The following is a 15188-nucleotide window of genomic DNA, read 5'->3' as shown; positions in this document are numbered from 1 at the left end:
ATGGCATTCGCGCTCGGTCCTCGTGCGGCGTCGGCGGGCTACAAGCTCGCAGCTTTCGAACGGACCGGCTCGACCAACACGGAGGCGATCGAGCACGCGAGGGGCGGCGAACGCGGCCCGATGTGGTTCGTGACGTCGGAGCAGACCGCCGGCCGTGGCCGCCGTCAGCGCCCCTGGATCGCACCCAAGGGCAACCTTGCAGCTAGCGTCCTCGAAGTCCTCGACGTCGCCCCTTCCGTCGCCGCGACGATCGGCTTTGCGGCCGGGCTGGCCGAGGAGGCCGCCCTGGAGAAGGTTAGCCTGGAGGCTGCACTGCGCCTCGGCGAGGGCCGTCCCCGCTACGCCCTGAAATGGCCGAACGACGTGCTGGCCGGCGGCAAGAAGCTGGTCGGCATCGGCCTGGAGGCCGAAGCCATCGGCGACCGTCTTGCCATCGTCGTCGGCATCGGCACCAACGTCGTCGCCGCGCCCGAGGGTACGCCGACGCCTGCGGTGTCGCTGGCCGCGCTCGGCGTCCAGATCAGCGCGGAGGAGCTGTTCTCGGCGCTCTCCGATGCCTGGGTGGAATTCCGCGGTATCTGGGACAATGGCCGTGGCTTTGCCGAAATTCGCAAATTGTGGCTGGAGCGCGCCGCCGGCCTCGGCGAGCGGGTCGCGATCCACACGGGAGTGATGACGCTGGACGGCATTTTTGACACGATCGACGACACCGGCTGCCTGATCGTCCGCACGGCGGAGGGCCGGCGCGTGCCGGTCGCCGCGGGCGAGGTGTTCTTCGGCACGGCCGCCTCCGTGGGAGCTGCGTGATGGCGAAGCCTGAAGAACTGGTATTTGCACCGCTCGGCGGGGTCGGCGAGATCGGCATGAATTTGTCGATCTACGGCCTCGGCAACCGCCAGCAGCGCGCCTGGCTGGCGATCGATCTCGGCGTCTCCTTCGGCGACGAGGAGCATCTGCCGGGCATCGACCTGATCATGCCCGACGTCAGCTTCCTGGAGAAGGAACGCAAGAATCTGATGGGGCTGGTGCTGACCCACGCCCATGAGGATCATTTCGGCGCCATCATCGACCTTTGGCCGAAGCTGAAATGTCCGATCTACGCGACGCAGTTCAGCGCCGCGCTGTTCGAGGCCAAGTGCGCCGCCGAGCGCAATGCGCCCAAGATCCCGGTGACGGTGGTGCCGTCGGGCGGGCGCGTCGATATCGGTCCGTTCAACGTCGAGTTCATCCCGGTCGCGCATTCGATTCCGGAGTCGCATGCGCTGGCGATTCACACCGAAGTCGGCACGGTGCTGCACACCGGCGACTGGAAGATCGATCCGACCCCGATCATCGGCCGCCCGACCGACGAAAAGCGGCTGCGGGAGCTCGGCGATGCGGGCCTGCTCGCCCTGATCGGTGATTCCACCAACGCCGTGCGCGACGGCCGCTCACCCTCGGAAGCCGAGGTTGCGAGCTCCATCACCGAGCTCGTCAAGGCCGCCAAGGGCCGCGTCGCGGTCACGACCTTTGCCTCCAATGTCGCGCGCCTCAAGGCCGTCGCCATCGCTGCGAAGGCCGCCGACCGTGAGGTCGTCGTGGTCGGCCGCGCCATGGAACGCGTGGTGCAGGTCGCGCGCGAGACCGGCTATCTCGACGGCGTGCAGAGTTTCCGCTCCGCCGAGGTCTACGGTCATCTGCCGCAGGACAAGGTGCTGGCGCTCTGCACCGGCAGCCAGGGCGAGCCGCGTGCCGCGCTGGCGCGCATCGCCAATGACGACCATCCCGAGATCACGCTCAACCGTGGCGACAGCGTCATCTTCTCCTCGCGCACCATTCCCGGCAACGAGAAGGCGGTCGGGGCCATCATCAATGGCCTGGTCTTGCAGGGCGTGGAGGTCATCACCGACCGCGACCAGCTGGTCCATGTCTCCGGTCATCCCCGCCGCGACGAATTGCGCGACATGATCGCCTGGACCAGGCCGCAGCTCCTGATCCCCGTCCATGGCGAGGCCCTGCACCTGAACGAGCACGCCAAGCTCGCGCGTGCCGCCGGCGTGCCGCGCGTGCTGGTCTGCCGCAACGGCGATCTCGTCAAGCTCGGCCCCGGCGATCCCGGCATCATTGGGCAAGTGCCTGCGGGCCGTCTCTACAAGGACGGCACGATTCTGGAGGACTCCAAGTCCCGCGCGGTGGGCGAGCGGCGCCGCATGGCCTTCTCCGGCTGCGCCTTTGTCGCCATCGCCATGACGGAGCAGGGCGAGCTTGCCGACGATCCCGCGGTCGAACTCGTCGGTATCCCCGAGAAGAACAAAGCGGGCGAGCCCTTCGACGACCTCGTCTTCGACGCCGTGGTCTCCACCGTCGAGGGCCTGCCGAAGGCGCGCCGTCGCGACCCGGATGCGCTGGCGGAGTCGGTGCGACGCGCTGTCCGCTCCGTGATCAACGAACATTGGGGCAAAAAGCCCCCCTGTCTGGTACATGTGCTGACAGTGTAACGGGAGAGAAACATGCTGGGCCGGCTCAACCATGTCGCGATCGCGACCAAGGACGCCGTCAAGGCCGCCAAAATCTATGGCACCGCATTCGGGGCCCAGATCTCGGAGGCCGTCGCGCTGCCCGAGCATGGCGTCACCACGGTGTTCGCGACGCTGCCCAACACCAAGATCGAGTTCATCGAGCCGCTCGGCGAGGCCTCGCCGATCGCAAAGTTCCTGGACCGCAACGCCGACGGCGGCATCCACCACGTCTGCTACGAGGTGGTCGACATCATCGCCTCGCGCGACACGCTGGTGAAGGAGGGGGCAAGGGTGCTCGGCGACGGCGTGCCGAAGATCGGCGCCCACGGCAAGCCGGTGCTGTTCCTGCACCCGAAGGATTTTTCCGGCGCGCTGGTCGAAATCGAGCAGGCATAGGCCGAAGCCATGGCCATCCAGATATCAACCGCGATCGCGATCTACTTCGTCATCTGGTGGGTCGCGCTGTTCCTGACGCTGCCGTTTGGCGTGCGCAGCCAGCACGAGGACGGCGTCGGAGTGCCGGGCAGCGACCCCGGCGCGCCGATCCTGACGCGGATGGGGGGCAAGCTGATCTGGACCACCATCATCTCGGCGGTCATCTACGGGATCGCCATGGTCGCCTATCACGCCGGCTATTTGTCGATCGAGCGCCTGTCGAAATTGATGGGCATGCCGTTTTAATTTCGTGGTTGGCTTGGTTGGGGGAAGAATGACTTTTCAGAGGATCGTCGTCGCGCTTCTAGTGCTGATCGTCGCCGGTCTCGGCGCCATCGGCTATTTCGAGTGGAAGATGGCCGTGCAGGTGCGCACCCTGAAGGCGTTCGTCGAGGGCTATGTCTTCAACGAGGCCGTGATCGCCTGCGAGCAGGCCAAGAGCTCGACCCCATTCAAATGGAACGGCGGCAAGAGCACCGCGGTGATCGGCCTGAACTCGGTCAAAACAGACAAATACACCGTCAGCGCCAGCTACACGCTGGTGGCGGACAGCGTCTATTGTGATTACGATCCGATCAAAAGAAAGGCCGAGATCGGCTCGAGCTTCCTGGAGCGGGAGTAACGATTCGGCCATGCCAAGCATGGGATGGGATCGTCATGGCGCAGGGGCAGGGGGACTACCGGATTTTGCATGAGGCGGCGTTGCGGGACTATCTCGCGGGCGTTGCGGATCTCGCCGCGACCCTCGGCGGCGAGCCGGCCTCCTGGTCGATCACCGAAGTCGGCGACGGCAATCTCAATCTCGTTTTCATCGTCAAGGGCGGCCGCGGCGGCATCGCCGTGAAGCAGGCGCTGCCCTATGTCCGCCTCGTCGGCGAGAGCTGGCCGCTGCCGTTGTCCCGGGCTCATTACGAATATCTCGCTTTGTCGCGGCAGGCCGAGCTCGCGCCCGGCCTCGTGCCGGCGCTGCTGCATCACAACGAGGCCCTGGCGCTGACGGTGATGGAGCTGCTCGAGCCCCACATCATCATGCGCAAGGGGATGGTTGCGGGCTCGCAGTATCCGCGCTTTGTCGATGACATCACCACCTTCATGGCGCGGACATTGTTCTTCACCTCCGACCTCGCGGTGTCGGCGGCCGAGAAGAAGCAGGGCATCGCAGCTTTCGCCGGCAACCATGCGCTGTGCAAGATCACCGAGGATCTGATCTTCACCGATCCTTACCGCGTCGCCGAGCAGAACCGCTGGACTGCGCCGTATCTCGATGCGCTCGCCGCAGAGCTTCGCGAGGATATGGACCTCCACGTCGCGATCTCCCGGTTGAAGCTGAAGTTCATGGCGAGCCCCGAGGCGCTGCTCCACGGCGACCTGCACACCGGCTCGATCATGGTCACGGGCGGCGAGACGCGGGTGATCGACCCCGAATTCGCGTTCTACGGCCCGATGGGTTTCGATGTCGGCGCCGTGCTGGCCAACCTCCTGATGGCCTATTTTGCCTCCGCCGGGCATGAGCGCACGCCGGGCGAACGGCGTGCTTTCGAGGCCTGGGTGCTGGAGACGGTGGAAACGGTCTGGAACGATTTTACGCGAAAGTTCCTCGAGCTCTGGCGCGCTGGCGCCGCAGGCGATGCCTATCCCGCCTCACTGTTCGCCGGCGAGACAGGCGCGGCACGGCTGGAAGCCGAGCGGCAGGCCTACATGCAGCGGCTGTTCGCGGACACGGTCGGCTTCGCCGCGGCAAAAACCATCCGCCGCATCTTCGGCCTCGCCCACAATATCGACTTCGAGCTGATCGAGGATCCGCGCCGGCGCGCGATCAGCGAAGCACGCGCCGTCAGGCTGGCAAGGGCGATGATGCTCGAGGTGGGGGCGTTTCCGACCATCGCGGATGTCACCGCTGCAGCGCGAAAATTGCGCGACTGGCAGCCGGAGTTCTAGCGGGCTTCTGCGCAAATCGGTGGGGCCCGCGCGCGACGCTCGCATACGTCAACCCCTTCAAGACGCTTGCGCTCGACGTGCCGTGGATGGTCAACTCTCGGACCAGAGCACGCTGCGTTGTCGGAGGGACCATGATGTTCAGGATAGTGGCGATCATCGCGGGTTTGGGGCTGGCACTGGTGGCCTCGGCGGAGGCCCAGACGCCGCGCAAGGGCGGAACCATCCGCATGACCGCGCCTTATGGCTCGAGCTTCACCAGCCTGGACATTCTTACCACGCAGCGCGCCCAGGACGAGATCTACGCCAAGGCGCTGCACCGGTCGCTCTACATCTGGAATTCCACGGAAGGCAAGCCGGTTCTGGAGCTTGCCAAGGAGGACGTCGTCTCGGGCGGAGGCCTCGTTCATACCTTCAAGCTGCGCGACGACGCCTATTTCCACAACGGCCGCAAGATGACGGCCGACGACATCATCTGGACCTACAACCGCATCATGGACGGCACCAAGGCTTATCCCGGTGCGCGCTATGTCCGCGTGATCGAGGGCGCGGCGGCGGTCGAGAAGGGCCAGGCCAAGGAGATCTCCGGCCTGAAGAAAATCGACGACTTTACCTTCGAGATGAAGCTGACCGAGAAGGTCGATCCAGGTTTCTACTTCTGGAACGCGATCACGTCGATCTATCCCGCCGACGAGGCCGCCAAGGAGAGCTTTCTCCAGAAGCCGATCGGTCTTGGACCCTTCAAATTCGTCGAGCACGTGCCGGGGTCGCGCATCGTTCTGGAGCGCTGGGATCGGTTCTACAAGCCCGGCAAGCCCTACGCTGACAAGATCATCGTGTCGGTCATGGGGGAGGCCGCGGCACGCGATGTCGCCTTCCGCAACAAGGAGATCGACACCTCGGTGCTGGGACCGGCGCAATATGTCGCCTATCAGAACGACGCCGACCTCAAGGGCACGGTCGTGGAAGTCGCCGAGGTCTTCACCCGCTACATGGGGATGAATCCCGCGTTCAAGCCGTTCGCCGACAAGCGGGTCCGGCAGGCGATCAACTACGCGATCGACACCGACCTGATCATCAACAAGCTGGTCAAGGGCAAGGCCTACCGGGCCACCAGCTGGCTGCCGCTCACCTCTACCGCCTACGACAAGGCCATGAAGCCCTACGCCTTCGATCCCGCCAAGGCCAAGCAGCTGCTCGCCGACGCCGGCTATCCCTCAGGCTTCGAATTCGAATGGACCACCAGCCAGAACGAGAGCTGGGGTCTGCCGATCGTCTCGGCCGTGATCCCGATGCTGGACAGGGTGGGCATCAAGGCCAAGGTCAAGCAGGTCGAGACCGCGGTGCTGGCGGAGGTGGTTCGCAGCGGCGACTACCAGGCCTTTGTCTATTCGCAGGCGACCGGACCCGATCCGCAGGCCGCCCTCAAATGCTTCCACTCATCGACACCGCAGTCGGCCTGCAACTACATGAACTTCAAGAATGCCGAGTTCGACAAGCTGATCGACGAGGCGGGGCAGTCCGATGACGCTGCAAAGCGTACCCAGCTGCTGCAGAAGGCCAATGCTGTTCTCTACGAAGAGGCGCCGGTCTGGTTCTTCAACTACAACAAGGCGGTCATGGCCGTGCAGCCGTGGCTCAAGGGGGTTCAGCTGAATGCGACCGAACTGACCCATCAGAACGTCGAAGACCTCTGGGTCGACGAGACCTCGCCCGCGAAGTGACACGCGCTCTCGCGCTCCCTCCGTCGCCATGAACGACGGAGGGAGAGAGGAAAAGTGCCGATGCTCTCCTTCCTGTTCCGCCGCCTGCTGCAGACCATTCCGACCGTGCTCGCAGTGGTGGCTCTGGTGTTCGTGCTGTTCAGCGTCGTTCCCGGCAGCATCGTCTCGTCGATGAGCGACGATGCCGATCCGCAGGTCGAGCTGCGCATGAAGAAGCAGCTCGGGCTCGACGATCCCGTCTATGTCCGCTTCGGCGCCTACATCGCCAAGCTTGCGACCGGTGATTTCGGAACGTCGTTCCGGACGCGCGAGCCTGTGACGTTCATGATCGCCAAGCGGATATGGCCGACGCTCCAGCTCATCTTCACCGCCATGGCGTTTTCCGTCGTGATCGGTGTTCCCCTGGGTTTCATCGCCGCGCTGAAGCCGGGGGGTATCGTCGACACGCTGGCCATGGTCGTGGCGGTATCAGGCCTTTCGATCGCCAAATTTTGGCTCGGACTGGTGCTGATGTACTTGTTCGCGTTGAAGCTCGGCTGGCTGCCGAGTTTCGGCTATGGCGATGGCGGACTGAAATATCTGATCCTCCCGGCCGTGACGCTCGGCGTCTCGCCGATGGCGCTGTTCGCGCGGACGACACGCGCCGCGGTCCTCGAGATCATGACCGCGGATTTCGTCCGCACCGCGCGCTCCAAGGGCATGAGCGAGACCCGAGTCGTGAAGTGGCATGTGATGCGCAACGCGCTTGTCATCATTCTCACCACCGTTGGCCTGCAGTTCGGCGCGCTGATGGGGCAGGCGGTCGTGGTCGAGAAGCTGTACTCCTGGCCGGGCATCGGCTCGCTGCTGGTCGACAGTGTCCTGCAGCGCGACATTCCGGCCGTCCAGGGCTCCATTCTTGTCGTGGTGCTGTCCTTTCTCGCTATCAATCTGCTGATCGACGTGCTCTACGGCGTGATCGATCCCAGGATCAGATACGCATGAAGCTCCGCGCCAATCTCATCATCGGTGGCGCGCTGTTCGCGCTTGCGATCCTGGTCGGCCTGCTCGCGCCATGGCTGGCGCATACCGATCCTGTCCTCGACGCCAATCTGCTCAACGCGGAAGAGCCTCCGAGCTGGACTTGGTGGTTCGGCACCGACGACCAGGGCCGCGACATCTATTCCCGCGTCGTCTATGGCGCGCGGGTTTCGCTGACGGTCGGCATCGTCTCGCAGCTCATCAATAGCGTCATCGGCGTCGCGTTGGGCCTGAGCGCCGGCTATTGGGGCGGCTGGTGGGACGATGTCGTCAACGGCCTGACCAATCTCATGCTCGCGATCCCCTCGCTGATCTTCGCGTTGGCCATCATGGCGGTGCTCGGTCCCGGCCTGACCAGCCTGCTGATCGCACTCGGCTTGACCAACTGGTCCTTCACGTGCCGGATCGCGCGGGCCTCGGCGCTGTCGCTGAGGAGCCAGGGCTATGTGCAGGCCGCGACCGTGCTCGGCTACGGCGATCTCCGCATCATGATCACGCAGCTGCTGCCGAACATGCTAGGGCCGATCGTCGTCATCGGCACGCTCGGCATGGGCAGCGCGGTCTTGTCCGAAGCCGCGTTGTCGTTCCTCGGCCTCGGCGTCCGCCCGCCGTTTCCGAGCTGGGGCAGCATGTTGTCGGATGCCCGCGATCAGATCACGACCGCGCCGTGGCTCTCGGTGTTTCCCGGCCTTGCGATCTTCCTGACGGTGCTCGGCCTCAATCTGCTCGGTGACGGCCTGCGCGACATTCTCGATCCGCAATCGCGGAGCCGGCGCACATGACCCGCACGCCGCTGATCGAAGTCGAGGATTTGCGTATCGATCTCGACGATGGATCGCGGCGCGTTGCGGCGGCCGAGGGCATTTCATTCCGCATCGATCGCGGCGAGACGTTCGGCCTTGTCGGCGAATCCGGCTGCGGCAAAAGCATCACGGCGCTGGCCTTGATCGGCCTGTTGCGGCAGCCGTTGTCGATCGGCGGCGGTGTCATCCGGTTTGAGGGACGGGAGATCCAGCACCTTTCAGCCGCCAGGCAACGGGATCTGCGCGGCAATCGCATCGCCATGATCTTCCAGGAGCCGATGACGGCGCTCAACCCGGTCTCGCCGGTGGGCCGGCAGATCGCCGAGATGTTCGTGCTGCACAAGGGCAAGAGCTGGCGGGAAGCCGATAGACTGGCGGTCGAGGCGCTGGCGAGCGTGCGCGTTCCCGCCCCGGAGCGGCGCGTGAAGGATTACCCGCACCAGCTGTCCGGCGGCATGCGCCAGCGCGTGATGATCGCCATCGCGCTCGCTTGCGGTCCGGATCTCCTGATCGCCGACGAGCCGACCACGGCGCTCGACGTGACCGTGCAAGCCGAAATCATCGAGCTGATGCGGAATCTGTGTGCCGAGCGGGGAACCGCAATCCTGATGATCAGCCACGATCTGGGGCTGGTCGCCAATGTCTGCCGCCGCGTGGCCGTGATGTATGCCGGCCGCATCGTCGAGGAGCGCGGCTCGGCCGATATTTTCCGGGCACCCTCGCACCCCTATACGCGAGGCCTGGTTGCCTCGCTGCCGCGGCTCGGCAGTCGCGCAGCGCTTGGCCGCACCCGCCTGACGGAGATCGCGGGTGTGGTCCCGGCCATCACGAATTTCCCCAACGGCTGCCGGTTCAATCCGCGTTGCGCGCAGGCGACCGATATTTGCCGGACCACCCCGCCGGAAGCGGATTTGCTGGACGCCGGCGGCCTGGTCAGGTGTCACCACCATGCATGAGCCGCAAGCTAGTTTGGTTGAAACACGGCCGGACGACGATGTCATTCTCAGCGTCAGAGATCTCGCGGTCCATTTTCCGCTCGGAGGCGGCCTGCTCGGGCGCGGCCGGCGGCTGCTCCGTGCCGTTGACGGCGTCGATCTCACCCTGAAGCGGGGCGAATGCCTCGGCCTCGTCGGCGAGTCCGGCTCCGGCAAGTCGACGGTCGCATTGTCGATCCTTGGCCTCGTGACCCCGACGCGCGGCCGCATCGTGCTGGACGGACAGGACGTGACCAACCGACCATCCGGCGATCGGAAGGCGCTGGCCCGCATCGTGCAGATCGTGTTTCAGGATCCCTACGCCTCGCTCAATCCGCGCCAGACCGTTCGCCGCACGCTGGAAGATCCCCTGCGCGTGCATGGCGTCACGGCCAAGAGCGAGATCGAGGACCGCGTCGCGAAGATGCTGCGGCATGTGGGCCTGCGGCCGGAGCAGGCCGACCGCTACCCGCATGAATTCTCAGGCGGCCAGCGCCAGCGCATCGGCATTGCGCGTGCGCTGATCCTCAATCCGAAGATCGTCATCTGCGATGAACCGGTCTCGGCGCTCGACGTCTCGATCCGCGCCCAGATCATCAATCTGCTGCTGGAATTGAAGGAAACGCTCGGCCTCTCCTACATCATGATCAGCCACGATCTCGGCGTCGTCGAACACATGAGCGACAAGGTCGCCGTGATGTATCTCGGCCGCATCGTCGAGAACGGCCACTGGCGCGAGATCTTCGAACGGCCCGCGCACCCCTATACGCAAGCCCTGATCGCCGCCATCCCCGATCCCTTGCGCCATGCGCCGCTGGCGACGACAGGGGGCGACCTTCCCAACCCGCTCAATCCGCCGAACGGATGCGCATTCAGCCCGCGATGCCGGTATGCGGAGGCTGTGTGTCGGCGCGAGCCGGGGCCTGTGCTTGAAACGCGGGCGGACGGGCACGCGGTGAGGTGTTGGCGAAGTGACGAAATTGGTGCAGCGAGCGTCGCTCTATCTCCGTTACCCTCCGTGCCGGTCGAGCCTATCGTCTGCCACCAACCAGACGAGGGCGGCGATTCGCTATCGAGTTCTCCGCCGGCAGCGCACGCAGCCACGCGCGAAAACTGACGATCTCCGGACAATCCGCGGTGCCTTCAGGCGAAACCAGCCAATCACCCAAACCCGATCCCTGATCGATCCGGTCGCAGCGATAGCCGGGATGGTGGCCGAGGCCGCGGGCGAGCAACAGGTCGACCTTGCCTTCGACCAATTCGTGCAGGCCGGCCGGGTGCAGCACCCGCAAGCCGATCTCCGCATGCGTGCTGCGAAACGCCGCCAGGTCGAGGCGGCGGAGGTCGAAGCCGCCATGGATGCCCAATTGCAGCAGCACCGCACCTGCCGGTTTCAATTGCGAGGTCGCCTCCGCAATGTGGCGAAAGCCTTCGGAGACGCCGGGCAGATAGGCCTGACCGGCGACGGTGAGGACGAGCTGCTTATGCAGCCGCTCGAAGAGCTGCACGCCGAGGCGCGCCTCCAGCGCCTTCACCTGCTGCCCCACGGCGGCGGGCGTCACGTGCAGCTCGTGTGCGGCCAGTTTGAAGCTGAGATGCCGCGCGGCGGCCTCGAAGGCGCGCAGCGCGTTGAGTGGGGGAAGGGCGTAGGTCATCGGGCTCCATTTTGACACTGATGGGCTGTGGCCTTGCAATAGATTTTCTTGCGCTGAACCGCAGCAATGATGCTTTGCGGAGCGGTGATGGCGCCGGATACGGTCCGACCCGCAATCCGGAGAAACCTCGTGCCCCCAGCTCACCTCGTCAGCCACAATCCCGCAACAGTCCATGCGCCTGCCGGCGGCTACTGCATGGGACTTGAATTGACGCAGTATCGCCGCCTGTTGTTCATCAGCGGCCAGGTGCCGGAGAGACTCGACGGCACCGTGCCCGAAGGTTTCGAGGCGCAGTGCGAGCAGGCCTGGCGCAATTTGATCGAGGTGCTTGCTGCCGCCGGCCTTGGCATCGCGCATCTGGTCAAGGTCACCACGTTCCTGACTGACCGCAATCAACTCGTGACCAACCGCTCCATTCGTCGCGCGATGCTGGGCGAACACCAGCCTGCGCTGACGGTCGTGATCGTCGAGACCGTCGACAGCAAATGGCTGCTGGAGATCGAGGCGATCGCCGCGGAGTGAACCAGCCGACTTTGCAATGAGCCAATCATATCGGGTGTCCCATGGCTGAGATCATCCATCCGTTTTACGAAGCGCATCGCGGTGCAATGGAGGCCGCCATGCGCGATCGGCTCGATTTGGCCGAAGCGATGTTGCGTGAGTGCGCGCAACTTTCCGAGATCGACGAGATCAGGCGCGAGGTGATGGACGAGTTCGAAATCGTGCTCATCCAAATGCCCTATGTCGGCGGCGCGGCAAGCCGCATGAGCGATTTCTTCATGCGTCTGATGGGTTTTATGGCCATCAGCCGGGTGCTGCGGCGCCACGGCGTGCCGGTGCCTGTGATCGGCGAGATCGAGCGGGAAACCTACAAGGCGCAATTGCTCACCGCGCCTGAAGCGGAGCGTCTCGCCTCAGGGCGTCAATTCATGTCGCCGGAGAACCAGGCCTTGCTGCGCGAGCAGGCGGCAAGAAGCGCGACTGAAAGCCATCAGACCGAATTTCCGGAAGATTTCGTCTACGATTTCGTCGAGCCTGATACGGGTGACAGTTTTGAGTTCGGCATCAACTACAAGGCTTGCGGCTTCTGCAAACTCGCGGCGCGCCATGGCGACAAGGACATTTTGCCGAACATCTGCGGGCTCGATTTCGTTGCCTACGCAGCGCGAGGCATCCGGCTGGAAAGGACACAGACGTTAGCGGGCGGTGCGAGCCACTGCAATTTCCGGTTCTCGCGGCTTGCGCCGGATGAGAAAGCGGAGAGCTAAGCCGCGTTCTCATGCTCCGCGATCGAGGTGAGGCTGGATTGCCCCTGCTGTCACGTCGTCATTGCGAGCGCAGCGAAGCAATCCAGAATCTTTCCGCGGCGGCAGCCTGGATTGCTTCGCTGCGCTCGCAATGACGGAGTTTGGGGAGCGACCCTGAGCCCATCCGCGCCCGCTGCCACGATGACATCCTGCTCCTGTTTTGCCCGACGAGTCAAATGCCGCCACGGTCGCAGCTACACAATTTCGGGTTTTTGTAAGTCGTTGAATTCCCTCACAGTCTCTACTGTGCATGGGGTTGTTTTCGCGCTTTTTGTTTTGAGGGGCGGCTATTCCACCGCTTTCTCCCTCAGCCGCTGCGCATAAACATTGATCACCAGCGCTGCCAGCAGGATCAGGCCGCGGATCAGGATTTTCAGGAAGCTGTCGATGTTGACGTGGTCGAGGCCGTTGTTGAGAACACCGAGAACGAAGAGACCGACGATGGTGTTGCCGATGCCGCCGCGGCCGCCGAACAGGCTGGTGCCGCCGACGACGACGGCAGCGATGGAGTCGAGCAGATAGGTGTCGAACTCGTTCTGCTGCGCGCTGCCGAAATGAGCGACACCGAGCATGCCGCCGATCCCGGAGCACACCGCCGAAATGACCATCACCGCGCCGAGGATGAGCTTGACGTTAAGGCCGGAATATTCGGCCGCCTCGCGGTTGCCGCCGACCATGTAGACGTAGCGGCCGAAGCGCGTGTAGGTCAGCACCAGATGTCCCAAGAGCAGCATGATCGCGGCGACGATGACGATCCATGGGATGCCGCCGATCGAACCCGAGCCGAGCGTGGTGATCACGCCGGGCACCTTGTAGGCGATCTGGCCGCGCACCAGCAGCGCCGAGATGCCGGCCGCGATCTGCATCATCGCTAGGGTCATGATGAAGGAGGGGATGCCGATCACGGTCAGCCCCAGCGCATTGACGAGGCCGAGCAACGCGCAGAGCAAAATGGCCAGCAGGATCGCCGCGGCGCCGGGCAGGGGAATGTTGGGAATGTTGACGTAGGATTCCTGGAGCGTGAAGTAGGCGACCGCGATGCCCGTGACGTTGGCGATGCTGGCGATCGAGAGGTCGATCTCCGCGCAGAGGATCACGAAGGTGAGGCCGACGGCGATGATGCCTGTGACGGAGACCTGCGTCAGGATGTTGCCGAGATTGTCCAGCGTCGCGAACGACGGACTGGCCAGCGCGAAGAAGCCGGACAGGAAGATCAGCGTCAGGAACGGGGCGATGTTGCGCATCTGCGAGCGCAGGAAGGGCGCAAGCCCTCGCGTCCGCTGCCCCGCCGCCAAAGCCGTGTCACTGCTTGCCATGGTGCTTCTCCGTCACGCCGCTTCCAGCAGGCGGTCCTTGCTGACCGGCTCGTTCTTGAATTCGCGCACCAATGCGCCGCGCTTGAGCACCAGGATGCGGTCGGCCAGCGACAGCACCGTTTCCGGCTCGGTCGACAGCACGATGATCGCGAGCCCCCTGGCGCGGAGATCACGGACGATGTTGATGACGTCGTTCTTGGCGCCGACATCCATGCCGCGAGTGGGCTCGCAGAGCACCAGCAGTTTTGGCGGATAGGTCAGCCATTTCGCCAGCGCGACTTTCTGTTGGTTGCCGCCGGAGAGCATGCCGAGATCGAGGCCGACCACGGGCGGCCTGATCTGGAGCTGCTCGACCTGGCGCTTTGCGATGTCGCGCTCCTGCGCCGGCTTGAGCAGCAACGCCGAGATGCGATCGAGGATGCTGATCGAGATGTTCTTGTAAACCGGCTCCTGGTGAAACAGCATCGCGCGCCGGCTCTCCGGCACCAGCGCCACCCCGGCGCGCCGCGCCGCCGCCGTGCTCGCGAAGGTCTTGGGCTTGCCCTCGACAGCGAGCGTGCCGCCGTCCGGCTTCAGCTTGCCGAACAAGATGCGCGACAGCTCCTGCTGGCCGCAGCCCATGAAGCCGTAGATGCCGAGCACTTCGCCGGCGCGCGCCTCGAAGGAGATGTCCTTCAGGCTGCGGGCCAGCGACAGCTGGTCGACCCTTAGGACAACCGAGCTGTCGCTCGGTTGGGGCAGCATCAAATCGTCGCTGTAGCTGTGCTCGAGCGCTTCGCCGCCGCGGCCGATCATGGCCTCGATCAGCGCGCCCTTGTTGGTCGCGGCACTTGCCGTCTCCGCGACCTTCCGCCCGTTGCGGAACACGGTGACCGTGTCGGACACGCGCAAGATGTCCTCGATGAAATGCGAGATGAAGACGATCGCCGTGCCTTCCTCGCGCAGGCGCCGCAGGGTCGCGAACAATCGCTCGACCTCGGGCGGAGAGAGGGCGGACGTCGGCTCGTCCAGGATGACGATGCGCGCGCCGGAGAACAGCACGCGCGCGATCTCGATCAGCTGCTGCAGCCCAATCGGGAGGTCGCCGAGCCTGCTCATCGGATCGACGTCGATGCCGAAGCGGGCGAGCTGCTCGCCGGCCTCCCGCGCCATCCGCCGCCATTGCACGAGGCCGAGGGCGTTGGTCGGCTGGTTGCCCAGAAACACGTTCTCCGCAACCGTGAGGTCGGGCGCGACGGAGAGCTCCTGGTGCACCATGGCGATGCCGGCGCTGTGGGCATCGCGGGCCGACCGGAAATGCATCTCCTGTCCGTCGATCAGGAAGCGGCCGGAGAATTCGGTGTGCACGCCGGCGATGATCTTCATCAGCGTGCTTTTTCCCGCGCCGTTCTCGCCGACGAGACCATGGATCTCGCCGGGTGAAAGCGCGAAGTCGACACCACGAAGCGCCTCGACGCCGCCGAAGCTCTTCGTGATGCCCTGCAGTTCCAGAATGGGTGAACGATCCTCTCGCATGGAGGC

The 15188-nt window shown here is 64.6% G+C and carries 16 protein-coding genes; 13 read left to right on the top strand and 3 right to left on the bottom strand.

All coding sequences use genetic code 11. The annotated features are described in order from the left end of the window. The 11 genes from IVB19_RS19910 to IVB19_RS19860 all read left to right on the top strand — a co-directional run bounded on the left by IVB19_RS19910 (position 1) and on the right by IVB19_RS19860 (position 10506). The gene (locus IVB19_RS19910; RefSeq protein ID WP_018455080.1) at positions 1-807 is read left to right on the top strand and encodes a biotin--[acetyl-CoA-carboxylase] ligase; all 807 of its coding nucleotides are present in this window, start codon (positions 1-3) and stop codon (positions 805-807) included. Continuing rightward, entirely contained in the window at positions 807-2477 is a 1671-nt protein-coding gene (locus tag IVB19_RS19905; protein WP_018455079.1) for a ribonuclease J, read from the top strand. Before IVB19_RS19910 ends, IVB19_RS19905 begins: the two co-directional genes overlap by 1 nt. Before the next feature lie 12 nt (positions 2478-2489). Then, positions 2490-2894, top strand: coding sequence for a methylmalonyl-CoA epimerase (gene mce, locus IVB19_RS19900; RefSeq protein ID WP_018455078.1), 405 nt, complete (start codon positions 2490-2492; stop codon positions 2892-2894). Between the two features lie 9 nt (positions 2895-2903). Next, positions 2904-3179 (top strand): DUF1467 family protein, encoded by a 276-nt coding sequence (locus tag IVB19_RS19895; protein ID WP_018455077.1) that lies wholly within the window; start codon positions 2904-2906, stop codon positions 3177-3179. A 28-nt stretch (positions 3180-3207) separates the two neighbouring features. Beyond that, positions 3208-3555 carry a hypothetical protein gene (locus tag IVB19_RS19890; RefSeq protein ID WP_007603574.1) on the top strand — a complete coding sequence of 116 codons (348 nt, stop codon included), beginning with the start codon at positions 3208-3210 and terminating at the stop codon, positions 3553-3555. Between the two features lie 35 nt (positions 3556-3590). Continuing rightward, on the top strand, positions 3591-4871 hold the full coding sequence (mtnK, locus tag IVB19_RS19885) for an S-methyl-5-thioribose kinase (RefSeq protein WP_018455076.1): 1281 nt from the start codon (positions 3591-3593) through the stop codon (positions 4869-4871). A 131-nt stretch (positions 4872-5002) separates the two neighbouring features. Beyond that, positions 5003-6592 (top strand): ABC transporter substrate-binding protein, encoded by a 1590-nt coding sequence (locus IVB19_RS19880; protein WP_018455075.1) that lies wholly within the window; start codon positions 5003-5005, stop codon positions 6590-6592. Between the two features lie 60 nt (positions 6593-6652). After that, on the top strand, positions 6653-7576 hold the full coding sequence (locus IVB19_RS19875) for an ABC transporter permease (RefSeq protein WP_085384783.1): 924 nt from the start codon (positions 6653-6655) through the stop codon (positions 7574-7576). Beyond that, positions 7573-8394, top strand: a complete 822-nt coding sequence (locus IVB19_RS19870) for an ABC transporter permease (protein WP_007603580.1) — start codon at positions 7573-7575, stop codon at positions 8392-8394. Before IVB19_RS19875 ends, IVB19_RS19870 begins: the two co-directional genes overlap by 4 nt. Continuing rightward, positions 8391-9371, top strand: a complete 981-nt coding sequence (locus IVB19_RS19865; RefSeq protein ID WP_018455073.1) for an ABC transporter ATP-binding protein — start codon at positions 8391-8393, stop codon at positions 9369-9371. Before IVB19_RS19870 ends, IVB19_RS19865 begins: the two co-directional genes overlap by 4 nt. After that, on the top strand, positions 9364-10506 hold the full coding sequence (locus IVB19_RS19860; protein ID WP_051112980.1) for an ABC transporter ATP-binding protein: 1143 nt from the start codon (positions 9364-9366) through the stop codon (positions 10504-10506). Before IVB19_RS19865 ends, IVB19_RS19860 begins: the two co-directional genes overlap by 8 nt. On the opposite strand, the gene IVB19_RS19855 is transcribed toward IVB19_RS19860, so the two are convergent. Then, positions 10421-11044 (bottom strand): LysR family transcriptional regulator, encoded by a 624-nt coding sequence (locus tag IVB19_RS19855; protein ID WP_026232872.1) that lies wholly within the window; start codon positions 11042-11044, stop codon positions 10421-10423. The two genes, IVB19_RS19860 and IVB19_RS19855, sit on opposite strands and share 86 nt — an antisense overlap. Positions 11045-11173: 129 nt before the next feature. On the opposite strand from IVB19_RS19855, the gene IVB19_RS19850 reads away from it, so the two are divergent. After that, positions 11174-11566: a RidA family protein gene (locus tag IVB19_RS19850; RefSeq protein WP_026232871.1), complete on the top strand. Its 393-nt coding sequence runs from the start codon at positions 11174-11176 to the stop codon at positions 11564-11566. A 41-nt stretch (positions 11567-11607) separates the two neighbouring features. Further along, on the top strand, positions 11608-12312 hold the full coding sequence (locus IVB19_RS19845; protein ID WP_018455069.1) for an L-2-amino-thiazoline-4-carboxylic acid hydrolase: 705 nt from the start codon (positions 11608-11610) through the stop codon (positions 12310-12312). Positions 12313-12638: 326 nt separating this feature from the next. On the opposite strand, the gene IVB19_RS19840 is transcribed toward IVB19_RS19845, so the two are convergent. Continuing rightward, positions 12639-13667 carry an ABC transporter permease gene (locus IVB19_RS19840; RefSeq protein WP_026232870.1) on the bottom strand — a complete coding sequence of 343 codons (1029 nt, stop codon included), beginning with the start codon at positions 13665-13667 and terminating at the stop codon, positions 12639-12641. 12 nt (positions 13668-13679) lie between these two features. Then, complete coding sequence (locus IVB19_RS19835) at positions 13680-15182, bottom strand: sugar ABC transporter ATP-binding protein (RefSeq protein WP_018455067.1); 1503 nt, start codon at positions 15180-15182, stop codon at positions 13680-13682. Positions 15183-15188 lie beyond the last annotated feature (6 nt).

This window comes from Bradyrhizobium sp. 187 (assembly GCF_023101005.1).
Taxonomy (GTDB): Bacteria; Pseudomonadota; Alphaproteobacteria; order Rhizobiales; family Xanthobacteraceae; genus Bradyrhizobium; species Bradyrhizobium canariense_D.
The sequence above is the reverse complement of the archived record's forward strand: the minus strand, read 5'-3'. Positions and strand labels throughout refer to the sequence as shown.

Excerpts from the sequence above, each read along its gene's own strand:
- IVB19_RS19895 (WP_018455077.1), top strand. The coding sequence starts at position 2,904 with ATGGCCATCCAGATATCAACCGCGATCGCGATCTACTTCGTCATCTGG.
- IVB19_RS19890 (WP_007603574.1), top strand. The coding sequence starts at position 3,208 with ATGACTTTTCAGAGGATCGTCGTCGCGCTTCTAGTGCTGATCGTCGCC.
- IVB19_RS19855 (WP_026232872.1), bottom strand. The coding sequence starts at position 11,044 with ATGACCTACGCCCTTCCCCCACTCAACGCGCTGCGCGCCTTCGAGGCC.
- IVB19_RS19880 (WP_018455075.1), top strand. The coding sequence starts at position 5,003 with ATGATGTTCAGGATAGTGGCGATCATCGCGGGTTTGGGGCTGGCACTG.
- IVB19_RS19865 (WP_018455073.1), top strand. The coding sequence starts at position 8,391 with ATGACCCGCACGCCGCTGATCGAAGTCGAGGATTTGCGTATCGATCTC.
- IVB19_RS19870 (WP_007603580.1), top strand. The coding sequence starts at position 7,573 with ATGAAGCTCCGCGCCAATCTCATCATCGGTGGCGCGCTGTTCGCGCTT.
- mtnK (WP_018455076.1), top strand. The coding sequence starts at position 3,591 with ATGGCGCAGGGGCAGGGGGACTACCGGATTTTGCATGAGGCGGCGTTG.
- IVB19_RS19835 (WP_018455067.1), bottom strand. The coding sequence starts at position 15,182 with ATGCGAGAGGATCGTTCACCCATTCTGGAACTGCAGGGCATCACGAAG.
- IVB19_RS19845 (WP_018455069.1), top strand. The coding sequence starts at position 11,608 with ATGGCTGAGATCATCCATCCGTTTTACGAAGCGCATCGCGGTGCAATG.
- mce (WP_018455078.1), top strand. The coding sequence starts at position 2,490 with ATGCTGGGCCGGCTCAACCATGTCGCGATCGCGACCAAGGACGCCGTC.
- IVB19_RS19910 (WP_018455080.1), top strand. The coding sequence starts at position 1 with ATGGCATTCGCGCTCGGTCCTCGTGCGGCGTCGGCGGGCTACAAGCTC.
- IVB19_RS19840 (WP_026232870.1), bottom strand. The coding sequence starts at position 13,667 with ATGGCAAGCAGTGACACGGCTTTGGCGGCGGGGCAGCGGACGCGAGGG.
- IVB19_RS19905 (WP_018455079.1), top strand. The coding sequence starts at position 807 with ATGGCGAAGCCTGAAGAACTGGTATTTGCACCGCTCGGCGGGGTCGGC.
- IVB19_RS19860 (WP_051112980.1), top strand. The coding sequence starts at position 9,364 with ATGCATGAGCCGCAAGCTAGTTTGGTTGAAACACGGCCGGACGACGAT.
- IVB19_RS19875 (WP_085384783.1), top strand. The coding sequence starts at position 6,653 with ATGCTCTCCTTCCTGTTCCGCCGCCTGCTGCAGACCATTCCGACCGTG.